Below are 13,937 nucleotides of genomic sequence, written 5' to 3' on the forward strand. Positions count from 1 at the left end.
GATGGAATCGGGCGACTTGTCGACGACATCTGTGCGACGCGCGGGGCGACGCTGTAAGCGGAGCGTCAATGCGACCCCATGGGACGCTAAGAAGGCGTAAAGGTCCTCGAATATCCCCTTATCGGGCGCTTGACTCACTCCGGCGCGTCTTGGGACGTGCCGTTCAGAGAGAGGTTCGAGAGATGTCCGTCGTGGTGTTCACGGTGCTGACGGTGGCGATTTTCGCCCTGTTCGGCTTGATCCAACGCGGGGTGGAACGGCTGTGACTCAGAACATTGTCGGTCTGGTTCTGGCCGTCGGTATCGCCATCTATCTGGTGGTGGCACTGCTGTATCCGGAGAGGTTCTGAGTGAGCACGACAACAGCGGGGATCCTGTTCGCGGTATCCCTGATCATCGCGCTGGCCGCGGTGCATGTGCCGCTGGGCGATTACATGTACCGGGTCTACAGCAGCGAGAAGCACAACAAGGCCGAGCGGGGCATCTATCGACTGATCGGCGTGCAGCCGGGCGTCGAGATGACCTGGGCCGTCTACGCGCGCAGCGCGCTCGCCTTCTCGGCCATCAGCGTGCTGTTCCTGTTCTTCCTGCAATTGATCCAGGGCAAACTGCCGTGGCACCTGAATGATCCGGGCACGAAGATGACCCCGGATCTGGCGTGGAACACCGCCATCAGCTTCGTCACGAATACGAACTGGCAGAACTATGCCGGTGAATCGACCATGGGTCATGTGGTTCAGGCTGTCGGCCTGAGCGTGCAGAACTTCGTGTCGGCGGCGGTCGGCATGGCCGTGGCGGTCGCGCTGGTGCGCGGTTTCGCCCGGCACCGGACCGGCGAGCTCGGCAACTTCTGGGTGGATCTGGTGAGGGGAACCACCCGAATTCTGTTTCCGCTGGCCGTGTTCTTCGCCATCGTGCTGGTCGCGGGCGGCGTGATCCAGAACCTGCACGTGTACGACCAGATCGCTCAGACGGTGGGCAACACCGGTTCGCAAACCCTGCCGGGCGGACCCGTTGCCGGCCAGGAGGCGATCAAGCTGCTGGGTACGAACGGCGGCGGGTTCTTCAACGCGAACTCCGCGCACCCGTTCGAGAACCCGACGGCGTGGACCAACTGGGTCGAGATCTTCATGCTGCTGGTGATCAGCTTCTCGCTGCCGCGCACCTTCGGGCGCATGGTCGGATCGCCGAAGCAGGGTGTGGCCATCGCCGCCGTCATGGCGACCCTGGCGGTGCTCAGCCTGACCGTGATGAACCTCTTCCAGCTCCAGCACCACGGCACCGTCCCCAGTGCCATCGGCGCGTCCATGGAGGGCGTGGAAACCCGGTTCGGCGTCTCGAATTCGGCGACCTTCGCCACCGCGACCACGCTCACCTCGACCGGTGCGGTGGACTCCGCGCACGACTCGTACACCAGCCTCGGCGGCATGATGACCATGTTCAACATGCAGCTCGGTGAGGTCGCGCCCGGCGGTACCGGGTCGGGTCTGTACGGCATGCTGATCCTGGCGGTCATCACCGTGTTCGTGGCGGGCCTGATGGTCGGCCGCACCCCGGAGTACCTGGGCAAGAAGATCACTCCGAAGGAGATCAAGCTCGCCGCCGCCTACTTCCTGGTGACGCCGTTGATCGTGCTGACCGGAACCGCCGTCGCGATGGCCCTGCCGGGGGAACGCGCGAGTATGGCGAACTCGGGTCCGCACGGGCTCTCGGAAGTGCTGTACGCCTTCACCTCCGCGGCCAACAACAATGGCTCGGCCTTCGCCGGTCTGTCCGGCAATACCGTGTGGTGGAACACCGCACTCGGCCTGGCCATGGTCTTCGGCCGCTTCATCCCCATGATCTTCGTGCTGGCGCTGGCCGGTTCGCTGGCGGCGCAGGGACACACCCCGGCTTCCGAGGGCACGCTGCCGACGCATCGGCCGCAGTTCGTCGGCATGGTCGCGGGCGTCACCGTCATCCTGGTCGCGCTCACCTTCCTGCCGATGCTGGCGCTCGGCCCGCTCGCTGAAGGAATCCACTCATGAGCACTCCCACTATCGATTCCGCGCCGGTGAAGACCGCGCACAGCAACCCGAAACGCGGTGTGTCAGCGGGGTTGTTCGACCCGAAGATGCTGATCAAGTCGTTGCCGGACGCCTTGAAGAAGCTGGATCCGCGCATCATGTGGCGCAACCCGGTGATGCTGATCGTCGAGATCGGCGCGGTCTGGACCACCATCCTGGCCATCGCCAGCCCGACGTTCTTCGCCTGGGCGATCGTCGTCTGGCTGTGGCTGACGGTCATTTTCGCCAACCTGGCCGAAGCGGTGGCCGAGGGTCGCGGCAAGGCACAGGCGGACACGCTGCGAAAGGCCAAGACCGACACGGTCGCTCGCCGTCTGGCGAACTGGTCGCCGGGTGCGCGCGTCGTCGAGGAGCGGGTGGCCGCTCCGGAACTGCGGCGTGGCGACTACGTGGTGGTCGAGGCGGGCCAGGTCATCCCCGGTGACGGTGACGTCGTGGAAGGCATTGCCTCCGTGGACGAATCGGCCATCACCGGTGAGTCCGCCCCTGTCATCCGCGAATCCGGCGGTGACCGGTCGGCCGTGACCGGCGGCACCACGGTGCTGTCGGACCGCATCGTCGTCCAGATCACCCAGGAGCCGGGCGGCTCGTTCATCGACAAGATGATCGCGCTGGTCGAGGGTGCGTCACGGCAGAAGACGCCGAACGAGATCGCGCTCAATATCCTGCTGGCCGCCCTGACGATCATCTTCGTGTTCGCGGTGGCGACGTTGCAGCCGCCGGCCATCTTCTCCAAGGCCAACAACCCTGGCGTGCTGGACAATCTGGCGCTGGACGGCAATGGCGTCACCGGCATCGTGCTGGTCTCGCTGCTCGTCTGCCTGATCCCGACGACCATCGGCGCGCTGCTGTCGGCCATCGGCATCGCGGGCATGGACCGTCTGGTGCAGCGCAATGTGCTGGCCATGTCCGGTCGCGCCGTGGAGGCGGCGGGCGATGTGAACACCTTGCTGCTGGACAAGACCGGCACCATCACCCTGGGCAACCGCCAGGCCTCGGACTTCGTGCCGATGCCGGGCGTCAGCGCTGACGAATTGGCCGATGCCGCACAGCTTTCCAGCCTCGCGGACGAGACCCCCGAGGGCCGCTCCATCGTGGTGTACGCCAAGCAGGCGTTCAACAAACGTGAGCGCACCGCCGGTGAGCTCACCGGCGCGACCTGGGTGGAGTTCACCGCCCAGACCCGCATGTCGGGTGTGGACCTGTCCGACGGGCATCAGCTGCGCAAGGGCGCGGCCAGCGCGGTCACCGAATGGGTGCGCGCGCACGGCGGCGAGATCCCGAGTCAGGTCGGTGAGACCGTCGACGGCATCTCCGCGTCCGGCGGCACCCCGCTGGTGGTCGCGGAGATCAAGAAGGACACCGCCAAGCTGCTCGGCGTCATCCACCTCAAGGATGTGGTGAAGCAGGGCATGCGGGAGCGGTTCGACGAGATGCGCCGCATGGGCATCCGCACCGTCATGATCACCGGCGACAACCCGTTGACCGCCAAAGCCATCGCGGACGAGGCGGGCGTGGACGACTTCCTCGCGGAGGCGACTCCGGAGGACAAGCTCGCGCTCATCAAGAAGGAACAGGCCGGCGGCCGCATGGTCGCCATGACCGGTGACGGCACCAATGACGCGCCCGCGCTCGCGCAGGCCGACGTGGGCGTCGCCATGAACACCGGAACGTCCGCCGCGAAAGAGGCGGGCAATATGGTGGACCTGGATTCCGACCCGACCAAGCTGATCGAGATCGTCGAGATCGGCAAACAGTTGCTGATCACGCGTGGCGCGCTGACCACGTTCTCGATCGCCAACGACATCGCCAAGTACTTCGCGATCATTCCCGCGTTGTTCGTGTCGATGTTCCCGGGCCTGGATCTGCTGAACGTGATGCGGCTGCATTCGCCGCAGTCGGCGATCCTGTCGGCGGTCATCTTCAACGCTCTGGTCATCGTGGCGCTGATCCCGCTGTCGCTGCGCGGCGTGAACTACCGGCCGTCCAGCGCGTCGAAACTGTTGAGCCGCAACCTGTCCCTGTACGGCCTCGGCGGCATCGTCGCGCCGTTCATCGGGATCAAGCTCATCGACCTTGTCATTCAATTCTTCCCCGGGATGTCCTAATGCGTATGTCGGCCTGGATCAGGCAACACATCGCGGCGCTGCGAGCGCTGCTGGTGCTCACGGTGATCACCGGAATCGTCTATCCCGCCGTGGTTCTGGGTGTCGCGCAGATTCCCGGGCTGAAGGACAAGGCGGACGGGTCGCTGATCACCAAGGACGGAAAGGTGGTGGGCTCCAGCCTGATCGGGCAGGCGTTCACCGACGGTAAGGGCAATGCGCTGGCGCAGTACTTCCAGACCCGCCCCTCCAACGCGGCCTGGTCCGGCGACGACGCGAGCCCGGACGGCTACAACGCGCTGAACTCCGCCTTCGGGAACATGGGCCCGGAGTCCACCGTGGACACCCTGGACGCGGCGGACCCCAGCAAGGACAAGCTCAGCCTGCTGAGCACGGTGTGCTCGCGCAGCATGGCCGTCGGCAAGCTGGAGGGCGTGGACGGCAGCCGCCCGTACTGCACCTCCGGCGGCGTCGGCTCGGTGCTCGCGGTCATGGGCGATCGTGACGCGCACGGCCTGGTCACCCACCCGACCCGGGTGATCAGCGTCAACGAGGCGTGCTCGACCGACCCGAAGAACGAGACCACCCCGTTCCAGCAGGCGTACGAGGGCGTGAAGGTGGAGTGCGCCAAGCGTGGCGAGGACTACTCCGCCGGTCAGATCGTCCCGATCCGGGGCGACGCCTCGGCCGACACCCCGGTGCCGACCGACGCCGTCGCCGCCTCGGCCTCCGGCCTGGACCCGCAGATCTCCCCGGAGTACGCGGCCATCCAGGTGGCGCGGGTCGCCAAGGCGCGCAATGTGTCCGCCGACCAGATCAAGTCGCTGGTGGATGCCCACCGCAGCGGCCGGGCCCTGGGCTTCCTGGGGGAGCCCACGGTCAATGTCGTCGAGCTGAACTACGACCTGGACAGTAAGTTCCCGTTCAAGGGTTGATCAGCCGATTCCTGGGGTCCGGTCGCTTCGCTCACGAAGGTGACCGGGCCCCTTGGTCTTTCCTACGGCGAGCACGTGGTCGGGTTCGGCAACTCGCCGCACGGTGTATTGCCCCTCGAGCGCAGCACGTCCTTGCCGGTCCCGCCGGTGAGGAAGCGCAGGAACGCCGCGGCCGGTGAATCGGCCGGGAGTTCGCCATTGCTGTAGGCGTATTCGACGCTCCAGAACGGGTAGGCGTGGGCGAGTACCTGTTCCCGGGTAGGCGTGTGCCCATCGATGGTCACCGGCTTGACGCCGGTGGCCTTCGCGGCGTCGGAGAATTCGCTGTAGCCGATGGAACCCGGCAGGTCGGCAATGGTTTTCAGCATGTCATTGGTCACCGGGACCTCGCAGAACGCGGGACCGGGCGGCTTGGTGGCGGCGATGGCGCGGCAGCTGGTGGCGGCCGGCGCGGGGGGCTGGTCGTCGCCGAGCACATGCTGGCGGAACGCTTCCCGGGAGCCGGAGCCGAGCATTCGATTCACCACGCGCACCGGCAGATCCGGGCCGCCGACCAGCTGCCAGTTGTCGATCCGGCCCGCGTAGAGGTCGCGGATCTGCTGGGTGGTCAGACCGTGAACGCCCACACCGGGATTGACGATCATGGTGAACAGCGACAGCGCGAGCGGGCGGGGGAGCAGCGTCGGGTAGCCGACACCCTTGGGGCCGTCGGTGATCGCGAGCAGCCCGGGTTCGTTCCTGCCCTGTTCGTCCAGTCGGCTCAAACCCCGGTCGCTGCTGTCGAATTCGAAGTCGAACGCCGCCGTCGAACACTGTGTGGCATACGCGGCCGCGGCATCACGGATGGTCGGCTCGAAGGCCGTGGATCCGACCAGGGTGAGCTTCCCCGCCACGCAGTCCGCGGCGTTCTTCGTCTTCGGGTCGTCGAGCCCGATCGCGAACTGCACCGCGATGACCGCCACCAGGAACCCGATGAGCGCCAGCAGTTTCGGTGACGCGCCGATCCGGCTGCGGGTCTCCGACACCCGCCCGCCCTTGAGCTTGGCCCGCACCACCGGCGGCGGATACTCCCCGGCCCCGGCGGTCCGTTGCAGGATGGCGAGGATCTTGTAGTGATCGCCGCGATCCATCGGCACCTTGGGCAGATCGATGATCCCGACCCGATGCTGCGTGTCCTCCCGGCTCCCGATCCCGGTGTCCGGCTTCAGGCTGTCACCCATCGCGTCATCGGACAGCTCGGTCACGGCCATGCCGATCACCCGCCGATGCGGGAAATGGATGTGCATCCCGACCCGATCGCTCTCGGGCGACGCGTAGTCGGTGCTGTCGACATCGGTGAGCCCGTTGTTCTCGATCCGTACCAGGACCACCGAGAGGTCCTGCAGATCGGGCGCGGCCCCGTCGCCCTCGGGCCGCAATTGCGGTAGCACGCCCGGAAAGACCGACTCGATCTCGCCCGTGACCGGGGTGTCCATCTGCACCCGATATCCGAGCCGCTTGCGCCCCACCAGTACGAATTCCCAGACGAAGGCCATGATCGGCACCGCGATACCGATGACCGCCAGCACGATCTCGAGGGGAAAACCGTTCACCGAAAACCCCGAATTCTGTTGTCCTCCAGCCCTGCCGCTCGAGCCTAGAGCTGTATGGATCGGGTTAAGAAGGCGGGGCGCGGTGAACAGGGGGCGTCAAGATAGGGCTTCCAGACCGGTCGGTCGGCCTAGCGTCGATGGCAGCAGTATTCCGCTGTCGAAAGGCGAGGCGTCGGTTCGATGAACAACCCGGCGGATGAATTGTCCGCATTGCGTGAGCTGGTGAATCACCGCGGCGTGGTGGAGGTCCTCGACCAGCTGGCCTGCGCACCGCGCACGGTGCGAGAGCTGTGCGCGGCACTGGGCATGCGCCGGCCCGGGGTGTCGCGGGTGGTGCGACTGCTGGCCGCGTACGGCGTGGTCACCGCGGATTCGGTCGGCAGCTGGGACGAGCCACTGGAGCTGACCGGACCCGTGCGATTGACCGGGAGCGGCTGGCGCATCGCCGAATTGCTGTCCAGCTTCACCGTGTGGGAAGCGCTCTACCAGCAGCCGGACTCGGTCCGCGACCGCTGAGCCAACCGACCGCCCGGCACGCCCCCGGGAAAAGCGCGCGACCGGCCGGTAACCTCCGGTGCGATGGCGCGGACCTCCGACCGAAATCCGCGCGGAGGAGGATGGCGTGACGGTTTCCCCGAGCACCCCGGTGGGAGACGCATCCGCGGCGCCGGCGACCGGTGCGCACACCGGATCGCGGCTCGCCCTGACGGTCGGCGCGCTGGGGGTGGTGTTCGGCGATATCGGCACCAGCCCGATCTACACCCTGCAAACGGTATTCAATCCCGAAGACCCGCACCCGGTTCCGGTCAGTCGCGACAATATCTTCGGCGTGGTATCGCTGGTGTTCTGGTCGGTGATGATCATCGTGACCGTCACCTACGTGCTGCTGGCCATGCGCGCCGACAACGAGGGCGAGGGCGGGATCATGGCGCTCATCACCCTGCTCCGGCGGTGGACCATTCCGGGTGGGCGGCGGACCGCCATGATGCTGGCTGCCCTGGGCATCTTCGGCGCGTCATTGTTCCTGGGCGACAGCATGATCACACCCGCGATCTCGGTGCTGTCGGCGGTCGAGGGCATGAAGACGGTGTCGTCCGGGATGGACGATTTCATCGTGCCGATCACCGCGGTGATCATTCTCGCGCTGTTCCTGGTGCAGCGGCGCGGCACGGCGGCGGTCGGGCGGGTGTTCGGTCCGGTGATGATCGCGTGGTTCCTCGTGATCGGCGCGTGCGGGATCTCGGGAATCACCCGGCATCCGGAGATTCTGAAAGCCTTGTCGCCGACCTACGCGCTCGGATTCCTGTTCGGGCACTTCGGCATCGCGTTCTTCGCACTCGCGGCCATCGTGCTGGCGGTCACCGGAGCGGAGGCGCTCTACGCCGATATGGGGCATTTCGGGCGCAGTGCGATCACGCGCAGCTGGCTGCTCCTCGTGTTCCCCGCCTGCGTGCTCAGCTACATGGGCCAGGGCGCGCTCATCCTGGACGATCCCGCCAATCTCAGTGCACCCTTCTTCCTGCTCGCGCCCGGCTGGGGGCGGCTTCCCATCGTGCTGCTCGCCACCGCGGCCACCGTCATCGCGTCACAGGCCGTGATCACCGGGGCGTTCTCGGTGGCCGCGCAGGCCGCGCAACTCGGCTACCTGCCCCGGCTGCGCGTCGCGCACACCTCCGAGTCCACCATCGGCCAGATCTACGTGCCGTGGATCAACTGGCTGCTGCTGGTCTCGGTGCTGACGCTGGTGTTCGCGTTCCGCACCTCGGCGGCGCTGGCTTACGCCTTCGGTATGGCGGTCACCGGCACGATCACCATCACCACCCTGCTGTTCTTCTATGTGGCGCGGGCGAAATGGAAGACGCCGCTGTGGCTGATACTGCTCGGCGCGATCCCGCTGCTGACCGTCGATCTGCTGTTCTTCGCCGCGAACCTGACCAAGCTCGTGCACGGCGCCTGGCTGCCGCTGCTGATCGCCGTCATCGCGTTCACCATCATGACCACCTGGCAGCGCGGGCGGGTGATCGTCACCGCCGAACGCGAACGTCGCGAGGGCTCGCTGCGGGAGTTCGTCGACCAGGTCCGCGCCGACCGCTCGACCGTGGTCACCGTTCCCGGCACCGCGATCTTCCTCAACCGCGGCAAGGAGACCGCGCCCCTGGCCATGCGCGCCAATGTCGAACACAACCATGTGCGCCATCAGCAGGTCGTCATCCTGACGCTCCAGACCGACCTGGTGCCGCGGGTGGCCGCGCCGCAACGCATCTCGGTCGACCACCTCGGCTATGCCGACGACGGCATCATCCACGTCACCGCGACCTACGGATACATGGACGCGCCCGACGTTCCGGCGGCGTTGCGGCTCCTCGACCCCGCCGACACCGAGGGCGTGCTCGACCTGGATCAGGCGTCGTACTTCCTGTCCAAGATCGAGTTGCGCCGCGGCGACGAGCCCACCATGGCGCCGTGGCGGAAACGCCTGTTCATCGCCACGTCCCACATCACCGCCGACGCCGCCGAGTACTTCGCCCTGCCCCGCGACCGCACGGTCACCATGGGCTCGCACATCGAGGTCTAGGCGGCCGGCCGGCCGAACGATCCTGCCGCCGTTGCTGTTCGATGTGGTCGATCAGATCGATCAGCTCGTCGACGGCGGCCAGGGAGGAGAACTCGTTGCGGACGACCACGCCGGGATATCGATCGGACAGCGCGACGAAGGCGCCGTCCGGCGATTGCGACACCTGGAAAGACGACAGGCAGACATCCATATCGATGATGCCCATGATGATGGCCTCTTCTACTGGTCCTTGACTGAGACCTTCGATTCAACCGCCGCCGCGGGGGACATCGGGCGGCCTTGATGCATCCATTACCGCCGCCCACACCGGATTTCCGATTTCCTTACGCTGGGGGCAGTCGGAGCGTCACCAACCGGATTCGCGGAACATCGCGCCCGGGTCGCGGTAGCCGGTCTCCTCTTCTTCCGACGGCCGCGAATCCTGCTGGGGCGGAAGCTCCCCGGTCAGTGGCGGCAGCACCGAGCGGATGTCCGGAGCACCCGGGATGAGATCGCTGAGCGCGGCCAGACCCGACCGCTGGTGCTGGAACCCGGCCATCAGCTCACGGACCTGGCGGGCCGCGTCCGCGGCGGCCGCCGACGCCGCCCGCGAGCACGCGTCCGCGATCTCCGGATAGCTCAAATCGGCTATCTCCGAACCGAATCGGACCTCGGTCACCATCCCGTTCGCGTCGGTCGTCACGGTCACCCGCTTACGCACCGTCGCCCGCCCGGTGATCCGCGCCCGCTCCCCTTGAATCCGCGCCACCTCCCGCACCTGCTCACGCATTTCGTCCAGCAATCGCGCCATATCCGCTTTGGCGTGTTCGTTCGACATGAACTTCGTCCTTCCTAGGTCTGGCAATCGGTGACGGAACGGCTCTCCGTCCAACTCATCCCGCGCCCACCGGTCCTGGCGGGTAGGGGGCCGGAGGGTCCGGCTCGGGCGTGGGTGTGGGGTCAGGTATCGGGGTCGGCGTGGGGTCCGGGGTTGGCGGCGTGGGCGTCGGCGGTTCGGGCGTGGGTGTAGGGGTGGGTGGTTCGGGTGTGGGTGTGGGGGTAGGCGGTTCTGGTGTGGGAGTGGGCGGTTCAGGGGTTGGTGAAGGTGGATCCGGCGTTGGCGCTGGGGGCTCGGGAGTTGGCGGCGGCGGTGTCGGTGTGGGTGGCTCGGGTGTCGGCGTCGGCGTGGGTGGTGTGGGCGTGGGTGGATGTGGCGCAGGTGTGGGTACAGGCTTGGGCGATGGGATCGGGTCGGGCCTTGGGCTGGGTACGGGTTCCGGCGTCGGGTCCGGCGTGGGTTCCGGCTCGGGGGCCGTGGGCGGCTCCCAGATGGCGTCGGGTGGTGGTGCGGCGGCGGAGAATTGAGGAATCGGGGGTAGGCCGAAGTACCTCGGCGTGTAGGGGATCTTCGAGGTGGTGTCGGGGAACTCGTCCGGTTCGGGTGCGATGCGTGGGGACGGCCCGGGCCCGCCGACCCCGGATTCTGGCTCTGGTCCCGCAGGAGGCGGTTCGACCGGCAGCGGCGTCCTCGGTTCGACCGGCGGCGGCGCCGTCGGCTCGGGGGCCGGTTGTGGGGTTGGTGCGGGCTCGGCCACGGTGTTCGCGGGTGTGCCCGGGGTGTTCCCGGCATCGGGTAGCCCGGCCCGAATCTCGCGCCGTAGGCCGAGGAACTCGTCGATCTGCTTCTGCAACTCCATCCTCTGCACGCGGAACTCCCCGGGCCGCAGTCCGGCTCCCTCCAGCGCGGCGGTTCGGTCCGCGAACTCATCGGCCTTCTGCCCGAACGCGGCCTCCGCGGCCGCGCGCATCTGCTCCGGGCTCATTCCGTCCGGGTCGACGCCGAGTCGCCGCATCTTCTCCCGGGCGGCATCGAGTCCTTCTCCCGTGGAACGGATCTCGGTTCTCGGCTCGATCTGCGGCGCGCTCGGGGCAGCGGGTTTGGGAGCGGTGTGCGGCTGCAGCGTGGGGTGATGCGCGGGATTCGGCGAGGCGGCCGGGGCCGCCGGGCCGGTTCCCGCGTGATGCTGCTCGAACAGCGAACGCAGCTGTCCCCGTAGCGCCATGGTGTCGGCGATCTGCAGCTGAATCGCGTCGCGCCGCGCGAAATACTCCGCCGGACCCAGGTTCTGGTTGGGGAGGTCGTCGGCGGCCGCGGTGAGTTCCCCGACCCGCCGCATGATCGCGTCGGTCGACGCCCGCTCCAATTCGCGCGGACTCATGCCGTCGGGGTCCACGCCCATCGAGCGCAGCGAATCCCGCACCTGGACAAGTGGATCCGACGCATGCGCGTTCGAAAGGACGCTCTGCTGCCCTGGCGGGGTTCCTGCCGAGGCCGGCCCCGCTTCGCCCTGGGGCACAGGGCCCTCTCCCGTGTCCGCCCGATGGTTCGATTCGGCCCCTGGCGCGCTGCGATTCTCGCCGCCCGCATGGCCTTCCGGACCACTGGCCGAACTCTGCGGGCGCGGCGTTGTTCCGTCCGGGCCGCCCGACCGGGGAGTGGACTGCGGTGCAGGCTCCTCCGCGCCGTGTGAGCCGGTTCGTGGCTGTTCTGCGCCCGGGTTCGCGGCGTTCGCCGGGTGGGATTCGCCCGCGCCGGGGTTCGCCGGGTCGCCCGCGCGCGGCTCAGCGCCATGGGTGTTGGATGGTTCGCCGGTTCGCGGACCCTCGCCGTTGTCTCCGGCGGTTCGTGGGGGCGGCGTACTGCCGTCGCCGCCGTGAACGGGTGCGTGCGAGGCTTCGCCGCCGTGCAGGGCGGGGTCCGCGGCGTTGAACGGACGCGTTCCCGGGCCGTGCACGGCGGGGGAGTGGCGGAATCCCTTGCTGCCGCCGACGGTGATGCCGTAGGCGCCGGCGCTGGTGAGGATGCGGGGGTCCCAGGTCCAGCCATTGGCGAAGCCGCCGATGCCCCAGGCGCCGAGGCCGCCCGCGATGCCGGAGCCCGCGCCGACCGCCGCGCCCTTGACGGCGTCGCCGAATCGACCGCCGGGCGGGTGAATTCGGTTCGCCGCTTTGCCGAGCAGGGAACCCGCGGGCCCGCCGACCGCGCCTGCCGCGGCGGCGGTGTAGGCGGTGGTGCCGACGCGTTCCCAGTCGATGCCGTCGCGGTGGCCCGCGCCGACCTGGTAGGCCTGGATGGCCAGGTCCTGTCCCGCACCGAGCACGGTGCTGAAGACCACGTGCTTGGCGGCGAACTTGGTCAGGGCCGCGAGGCCGGTCTTGGCGGCGAAGCGGGCGATCGCGCTCACCGCGCGCTCGCCCAGCACTCGCACCGCCACCCGGGTGGCCCCGATCGCGAGGGCCTCCGACAGGGGCGCGGTGGGCGGGAACAGCCAGGCGGCGGCGATCTCCACCGCCAGCATGGCCAGCGAGGAGATGACCAGGATCTTGGTGTACTCGATCTCGGTGCCCAGGCCGTCGGCGGATTCGGCTACGGCATCGAGGATCTCGGCGAGATGTTCGAGGGACTCCGGGCCGTGGTCGAGCGCGTCGAGCGCCTTGGTCATGGCCTCGAGACCGTCACCCCACGGGTAGGCGTCGATCGTCGCCGTCTTGGCGGCCCGCAGGTCGGGGAGGAGCTTGCGCAGCTCGGCGGCGGCGGTGCGCCAGTCGCTGCCGATACCCCACATATCGTCTTCGTCGCCGTCGGGCCAATCGGATCCAGCGACCCAGCCGAGCCATTCCAGCTCGCCGGGAATATCGATCGACACGGGTTACCGGAAGCCGTCGCCGTTGCGTTTGTCGGTGTGAGCCAGCAGATCTGCGGCCTTGTTCTGGCCGTCGGCGTAGGAATCCAAGGTGTCGGCGGTATTGGACAGCCCCTCGGCGAGGTTCGTGTGCGCGGCGAGATACCCCTGCTCACCGTCCGCGAACGTGCTGCCGTAACCATCGCCGCCCCACGCGGATCCCTTGGCCGCCAGCGACTTCTCCAACGCGGCGCGGATCTCGTCGACCCGATCCCGCAGATCCGCCATCTTCCCGGCCGCGCCCCGCAACTGCCCCGGCGTCACACCGACTTTCGCCGCCACCCACGCACCTCTTCCACTCCTCGACCGGATTCCGAGGTTGGCAGCCCGATTCCGCTTCGAGAAGGGCTCGGGTGGCGAATTAACGTGCCCCTGACGGTATTCGTGCGGTCTCTTGACGAAATCGGTGCGGTGGAAGGGATCTCACTTCGACCGCAGTTCCCGTGACAGAGCCCGGAGCAGGTCGATGTCGTTCACCAGTTCGGTCGGATATGCCTGGAGCAGAACATCTTTACCTCCCCGGTTCACCCACACGCCGATCAGCCCTTCATGCACGGCATCCCGGAGGGGATCGTCGCCGCGTCACCGGCCGAAGTCCCGACCCGGTAGGTCAGTGACATCGGTGTCAGCGCAGTGCCTTCCACGGCTTCGGTGACCCGCCGCCACACCCGCATCTCGTCGAAGCGGACGGCCCGGGCGTGGTGCCGCGCGGTGATGACGATCCCATGCTCGAACCAGTAACCCATGCGGGGGAGTGGGGTCGAGGGGGTGGCCCGGTAATTTTTCGTCAAGGTGGCCGCCGGATCTTGTCCCGGGTGCCGAGCTGCGGTTCTGATGGAGGCATGGCAGACATGCGTCCGGAGCCCGCGCCCACCGCGCTGGAACGCTTCGGCTTCGGCGGCGAGGACGAACCGCCGTCGCGTGGTCTCCGCCTGTTCTGACG

General features: G+C 67.8%; 12 protein-coding genes. 6 read left to right on the plus strand and 6 right to left on the minus strand.

Going from position 1 to position 13,937, the window contains the following annotated elements; all coding sequences use genetic code 11:
- The first annotated feature begins 262 nt into the window (after nucleotides 1-262).
- From kdpF to ABZ382_RS23650, 4 genes are read left to right on the plus strand one after another with little or no spacing between them, the layout of a single operon-like run.
- Nucleotides 263-349, plus strand: a complete 87-nt coding sequence (gene kdpF / locus ABZ382_RS23635; protein WP_357093355.1) for a K(+)-transporting ATPase subunit F — start codon at nucleotides 263-265, stop codon at nucleotides 347-349.
- On the plus strand, nucleotides 350-2,026 hold the full coding sequence (gene kdpA / locus ABZ382_RS23640; RefSeq protein ID WP_357092484.1) for a potassium-transporting ATPase subunit KdpA: 1,677 nt from the start codon (nucleotides 350-352) through the stop codon (nucleotides 2,024-2,026).
- Nucleotides 2,023-4,173 carry a potassium-transporting ATPase subunit KdpB gene (kdpB, locus tag ABZ382_RS23645; RefSeq protein WP_357092486.1) on the plus strand — a complete coding sequence of 717 codons (2,151 nt, stop codon included), beginning with the start codon at nucleotides 2,023-2,025 and terminating at the stop codon, nucleotides 4,171-4,173. The genes kdpA and kdpB overlap by 4 nt, the downstream gene beginning before the upstream one ends.
- The gene (locus ABZ382_RS23650) at nucleotides 4,173-5,105 is read left to right on the plus strand and encodes a potassium-transporting ATPase subunit C (RefSeq protein ID WP_357092487.1); all 933 of its coding nucleotides are present in this window, start codon (nucleotides 4,173-4,175) and stop codon (nucleotides 5,103-5,105) included. The genes kdpB and ABZ382_RS23650 overlap by 1 nt, the downstream gene beginning before the upstream one ends.
- A gap of 62 nt (nucleotides 5,106-5,167) precedes the next feature.
- Here ABZ382_RS23650 and ABZ382_RS23655 read toward each other — a convergent pair whose 3' ends face one another.
- Nucleotides 5,168-6,697, minus strand: coding sequence for a substrate-binding domain-containing protein (locus tag ABZ382_RS23655; protein ID WP_357092490.1), 1,530 nt, complete (start codon nucleotides 6,695-6,697; stop codon nucleotides 5,168-5,170).
- A gap of 180 nt (nucleotides 6,698-6,877) precedes the next feature.
- Between ABZ382_RS23655 and ABZ382_RS23660 the strand changes: the two genes are divergently transcribed.
- Both ABZ382_RS23660 and ABZ382_RS23665 read left to right on the plus strand, forming a co-directional pair.
- Nucleotides 6,878-7,213 carry a helix-turn-helix domain-containing protein gene (locus tag ABZ382_RS23660; RefSeq protein WP_357092492.1) on the plus strand — a complete coding sequence of 112 codons (336 nt, stop codon included), beginning with the start codon at nucleotides 6,878-6,880 and terminating at the stop codon, nucleotides 7,211-7,213.
- 187 nt (nucleotides 7,214-7,400) lie between these two features.
- Nucleotides 7,401-9,272, plus strand: coding sequence for a KUP/HAK/KT family potassium transporter (locus ABZ382_RS23665; protein ID WP_357093357.1), 1,872 nt, complete (start codon nucleotides 7,401-7,403; stop codon nucleotides 9,270-9,272).
- On the opposite strand, the gene ABZ382_RS23670 is transcribed toward ABZ382_RS23665, so the two are convergent.
- From ABZ382_RS23670 to ABZ382_RS23690, 5 genes are all read right to left on the minus strand, one after another.
- Nucleotides 9,244-9,477: a hypothetical protein gene (locus tag ABZ382_RS23670; RefSeq protein WP_357092496.1), complete on the minus strand. Its 234-nt coding sequence runs from the start codon at nucleotides 9,475-9,477 to the stop codon at nucleotides 9,244-9,246. The two genes, ABZ382_RS23665 and ABZ382_RS23670, sit on opposite strands and share 29 nt — an antisense overlap.
- Before the next feature lie 141 nt (nucleotides 9,478-9,618).
- A complete protein-coding gene (locus ABZ382_RS23675; RefSeq protein ID WP_357092499.1) occupies nucleotides 9,619-10,089 on the minus strand; it encodes a YbaB/EbfC family nucleoid-associated protein in 471 nt (156 codons plus the stop codon).
- A gap of 55 nt (nucleotides 10,090-10,144) precedes the next feature.
- The gene (locus ABZ382_RS23680) at nucleotides 10,145-12,958 is read right to left on the minus strand and encodes a hypothetical protein (RefSeq protein WP_357092501.1); all 2,814 of its coding nucleotides are present in this window, start codon (nucleotides 12,956-12,958) and stop codon (nucleotides 10,145-10,147) included.
- A 3-nt stretch (nucleotides 12,959-12,961) separates the two neighbouring features.
- A complete protein-coding gene (locus tag ABZ382_RS23685; RefSeq protein WP_357092504.1) occupies nucleotides 12,962-13,276 on the minus strand; it encodes a WXG100 family type VII secretion target in 315 nt (104 codons plus the stop codon).
- A 257-nt stretch (nucleotides 13,277-13,533) separates the two neighbouring features.
- Entirely contained in the window at nucleotides 13,534-13,740 is a 207-nt protein-coding gene (locus tag ABZ382_RS23690) for a hypothetical protein (RefSeq protein WP_357092507.1), read from the minus strand.
- Between the last annotated feature and the right edge of the window lie 197 nt (nucleotides 13,741-13,937).

The sequence above is a fragment of the Nocardia sp. NPDC005825 genome (assembly GCF_040630175.1).
Taxonomy (GTDB): Bacteria; Actinomycetota; Actinomycetes; order Mycobacteriales; family Mycobacteriaceae; genus Nocardia.

Bases quoted from the DNA above. Each gene is read 5' to 3' on its own strand.
- kdpB (WP_357092486.1), top strand. From the start codon at position 2,023: ATGAGCACTCCCACTATCGATTCCGCGCCGGTGAAGACCGCGCACAGC.
- ABZ382_RS23650 (WP_357092487.1), top strand. From the start codon at position 4,173: ATGCGTATGTCGGCCTGGATCAGGCAACACATCGCGGCGCTGCGAGCG.
- ABZ382_RS23660 (WP_357092492.1), top strand. From the start codon at position 6,878: ATGAACAACCCGGCGGATGAATTGTCCGCATTGCGTGAGCTGGTGAAT.
- ABZ382_RS23670 (WP_357092496.1), bottom strand. From the start codon at position 9,477: ATGGGCATCATCGATATGGATGTCTGCCTGTCGTCTTTCCAGGTGTCG.
- ABZ382_RS23675 (WP_357092499.1), bottom strand. From the start codon at position 10,089: ATGTCGAACGAACACGCCAAAGCGGATATGGCGCGATTGCTGGACGAA.
- ABZ382_RS23690 (WP_357092507.1), bottom strand. From the start codon at position 13,740: ATGGGTTACTGGTTCGAGCATGGGATCGTCATCACCGCGCGGCACCAC.